Raw genomic sequence first — 3,993 nt, forward strand, 5'->3', positions numbered from 1 at the left:
GCTCTTCCGATCTCAGCGTCGCTGGCTTTTTTTGAGCCCACCAAGACCTACCCTTCGATGTATTGTTCGATGCGCAGCGACATCATTTTGGAGGCACCGTCGTCGCCCATCGTGACGCCGTAGAGGGTGTCGGCGGCTTCGATGGTGCCGCGGTTGTGGGTGATCAGGATAAACTGGGTCTGGTTGGTGAGGTGTTGCAAGGCTTCCCGGAAGCGCCCGACGTTGGCTTCGTCGAGGGCGGCATCGGTTTCGTCGAGAATGCAGAAGGGCGTTGGATGGACGGTGAGGATGGCGAAGAGCAGCGCGGTCGCGGTGAGCGACCGTTCGCCGCCTGAGAGCAGCGCGATGTTTTGTTGTTTTTTGCCTGGTGGGCGGGCGATGATTTCGACGCCGAGGCTGCGGGTATCAACTGTTTCGGGCTCGGTGCCGTTGCTCGCCTGCCCGTTCTGGCGTGCCGTGCTGGTCAGGATCAGGCGCGCCGATCCGCCGCCAAAGAGGCGCGTGAAGCTCTGTTCAAACTCGGCAGCAATCGCGTGAAAGGTCGTGGTGAAGCGATGATTCATTGCCTCGTCGAGTTCGCCGATCAGCTCGAGCAGCGTTGCACCGGCGGCACGGAGATCGGCGAGCTGCGTTGCGAGGAAACGCTGGCGCTCGGCGGTTGTTTCGTACTCTTCCAGCGCTAACTGGTTGACCGCACCGAGCCGCAGGATCTTTGTTTTCAGGGCTTCGATGGAGGCCTGGAGGTGCGTTGCGTCAATGGCGGGCCCTGCTTGCGCGTCACTGGTGGCAACGTGTTCCAGGTTGACTCCATCGGCGGCAGCGCGTTCAAAGAGCGCTTCTTGGCGATCAGCGGCGCGTTGCGCATCAAGGGCGGCTTTGCTCTGCGCGGCTTCCATCGCAAGCAGATGCGCGGTGGCCGCTTCTTCGTGTGCTTCAAGCTGACGTACGTTAGCTTCATCGTTGTGCAACGCGGCTTCGGCGGGGTCAATGCGCTGGCGCAACTGGTCAATCTCGGTGAGCAGGGCGGTATGCAGCGCCTCGTGGCGTTCGTGTTGCGCGGCCAGCGCATCGCGTTCATCGCGTAGGCTCAGGGCGGCCTGGTCAAGCTCGCTGGTCTGGCGCTGGACGAGGGCGAGGCTCTGGGCGTGGTTGTTGCGCAACTGCTCGGCGGCGCGCAGGCGTTGCCGGGTGGTGGCAACTTCGGTGCGCAAGCCTGCGAGGCGCTCCTGAACGAGTCGGTCGTTGCTCGCCTCGTGCGCCTGGCGCGTGCGTAGTTCGGCGAGCGTAACCTCGGTCGCATGGGCGGTGTTCTCCACTTCCCCCAGACGCAGCCGTACCTCGTGCTGCTGCATATCGAGGCTCTGGTGCTCACTGTCAAGGCGCTCGCGGCGCTGCGCAGCCCAAGTGCGTTCCTGTTCGGCCTGGGCGAGGCGACGTTCGGCGGCGGCAACCCCGCTGCGGGCGGTTTCCAGCAGGCGCTGGCTCTCGCGGGTGCGCCCTTCCACTTCGCGGAGTTGACCGTTGAGCGTCTTGAGTTGCGTGTCGAGCTGGACGCGAAGTGTGTCGGCGGCTTCGACGTTCTGGCGGGCGGCGGCGACCTGAGCGGGCAACTCGCGCAGTTCGCGTTCGCGGCGCAACGCACCACTCTCTTTGGTACGAGCGCCACCGGTCAGTGAGCCGCCGCTGTTGACCTGTTCGCCCTGGAGCGTGACGATGTTCCAGCCGGTGCGCAGGCGGCGGAGTTCGCGGCGTGCCGTGGAGAGGTCGCGCACGATGAGCACGCGCCCGAGCAACTGTTCAACCACGGGGCGGTAGGGCGCATCATACGCGACCAGGTCGGCGGCAACGCCAAGCACAGCCTCGTCGTCGAACGTCAGCGGGCGCTGATCGGATTCATTGACGCGCAGCGTATCGAGCGGCATAAACGTTGCTCGTCCGACATCGCGCTGCTTGAGCTCAGCAATCGCAGCTTCGGCGTCGCTCCACTGCTCAACGACAATATTTTGCAAGCGCGAACCGAGCGCGACCTCAAGCGCTGTTTCAAGCTCGGCAGGCGTACGGATCAGGCTCTGGACAAGCGCAAAGCCCTGGCGTTGCGTGCGTTCAGCCCACTGCATCGCGGCGCGCACGCCCGCAAAGGTGCCGGTATAGCTCCGGGCGAGCCGACTGAGCGACTCAAAGCGGGCTTCGACATCAGCGAGCGCACGGCGGGCGGTGACGCGCTGCTCGTCGGCCTGCGCATAGTGCTGGCGCAGCGTTTCGATGTCGTGGCGCAGGGCTTGTTCCGCCGTCGCCGCCTCGTGGCGGGCGGTTTCGGCATAGCTTACCTGTGCGCGGGCGTCCGCAACCTGTTCCGTGCTGCTTGCCACATGCGCTTCGGCTTGGGCGATGGAGGCTTCTAGTTCAGAGGTTTCGCGGGCGAGGCGCTGGGTTTGGGCATTGATTTGTTCGAGGCGGGCATGGGCTTCGGCGGCAGCCCGCGTCGTGCGCAGGGCCGCCTCTTCGGCCTCACGCAGAGCGCGAACCAGGGCCTGCACCTCATCGGCGCGCCCAGCGAGTTCAGTTTCGACCTCGCGCAGGGCCTGTTCGCGTTCAGCGAGTTCAGCCTCGGTCTGTCGCGTTTCGGCGATTGCCTCGGCGTGTTGTTGTTCGGCCTGCGCCTGCCGCAGGGCCAGTTCATGGCGCTGGCGCTCGAGATCCTCGGTACGCCGAGCCAGTGCGGCAACGCGCTCGTTGCCCACAGCCAGATCGCGTTGCACGGTTTCGGCCTGCCGGTGGAGCAAGCTGCTCTGCTGGTGCAACGCGCCAAGCTCGTCGCGGCGGGTACGCAGGCTACTGCGCAACGCCTGCAACTCGGCCGTAACGCCGGCCTGGCCTGTGCGCGCCTCGGTGAGGTGGGTCTCAGCCACCTGCAGATCGGCGCGGGTCTGCGCGGTCATGCGCAATGCCGCGCCCCATAGCTCGACATAATATTGTTGCTGCAATAGCGCGAGTTCAGCGGCATACTCGTGGTACTGGCGGGCCTGGGCGGCCTGGCGTTTGAGCACACGGAGGCGCGGCTCGAGTTCAGCGAGCAGATCGCCAAGGCGCTGCAGATTGCCTTCGGTCTCGCGGAGGCGGCGAAGCGCCTCGGCCTTGCGCAACTCGAAGCCACCGAGGTCAGCGGCGTCCTCAAAGAGCTTGCGCCGTTCTTCGGGGCGCAGGGTGAGCGCCGCATCAACGAGACCCTGGTTAATAATGGTATAGGAGCCACCGAGGGGGGCGGTCACTTCGAGCAGATCGCGGAGGCGCACCCTGGTACGATTGAGCAGATACTCACTCTCGCCGGCGCGGGTGGTGCGGCGGGTCAGCGTCACCTCATCAAACTCAACGGGCAGCAGCCGGTCGCTATTATCAACAGTGAGGCTCACCTCGGCAAAACCGGCGGGGGCACGCCGCCCGCCGCCGGCATAGAGCAACTCTTCCGAGCGTTTGCAGCGAAGGTTCGTCAGGCTCTGCTCACCGAGCACCCAGCGCACCGCATCAGCAAGATTTGATTTCCCACTTCCATTCGGGCCAACGACTGCCGTAATGCCCGCACGAAACTCAAGAATCGTGCGTGAGGCAAAGGTCTTGAACCCCTGGATCTCAAGGCGTTTCAGATGCATGGGCGTTATTGTATGAGGGGTTGCAACGCGCGTCAAGTAGGGGCGCAGCAGCGATCAGGACGATTGCATCTTCCCTGTATGCACCCGGCCAGGGGCACCCGCCAGGGCACCCGCGAGGGGGGCACCCGCGAGGGGGGCCCGCAAGGGGCACCCGCAAGGGGGGCACCCGCGAGGGGCACCCGCGAGGGGGGCCTTTTGGGGGTAGGTTTTTTTATTCACGGGCCGAGGGAGCGTCATGACGTTCGTTTCTTTCGGGATGGTATGGCGGTGTCGTTGGCCAGGGTTCGGGGGACAAGCGTTGCGGCATGGGGATGGACTGGTGGTTCAGGGCCCGCACCAAGAGCAC

The 3,993-nt window shown here is 65.0% G+C and carries 1 protein-coding gene; it reads right to left on the minus strand.

From position 1 onward, the window contains the following. Positions 1-47: 47 nt before the first annotated feature. Positions 48-3,647, minus strand: coding sequence for a chromosome segregation protein SMC (gene smc, locus A9Q02_RS17935; RefSeq protein WP_097654455.1), 3,600 nt, complete (start codon positions 3,645-3,647; stop codon positions 48-50). Positions 3,648-3,993: the final 346 nt, after the last annotated feature.

The sequence above is a fragment of the Candidatus Chloroploca asiatica genome (assembly GCF_002532075.1).
In the GTDB taxonomy this organism is placed as follows: domain Bacteria; phylum Chloroflexota; class Chloroflexia; order Chloroflexales; family Chloroflexaceae; genus Chloroploca; species Chloroploca asiatica.

Excerpts from the sequence above, each read along its gene's own strand:
- smc (WP_097654455.1), bottom strand. The coding sequence starts at position 3,647 with ATGCATCTGAAACGCCTTGAGATCCAGGGGTTCAAGACCTTTGCCTCA.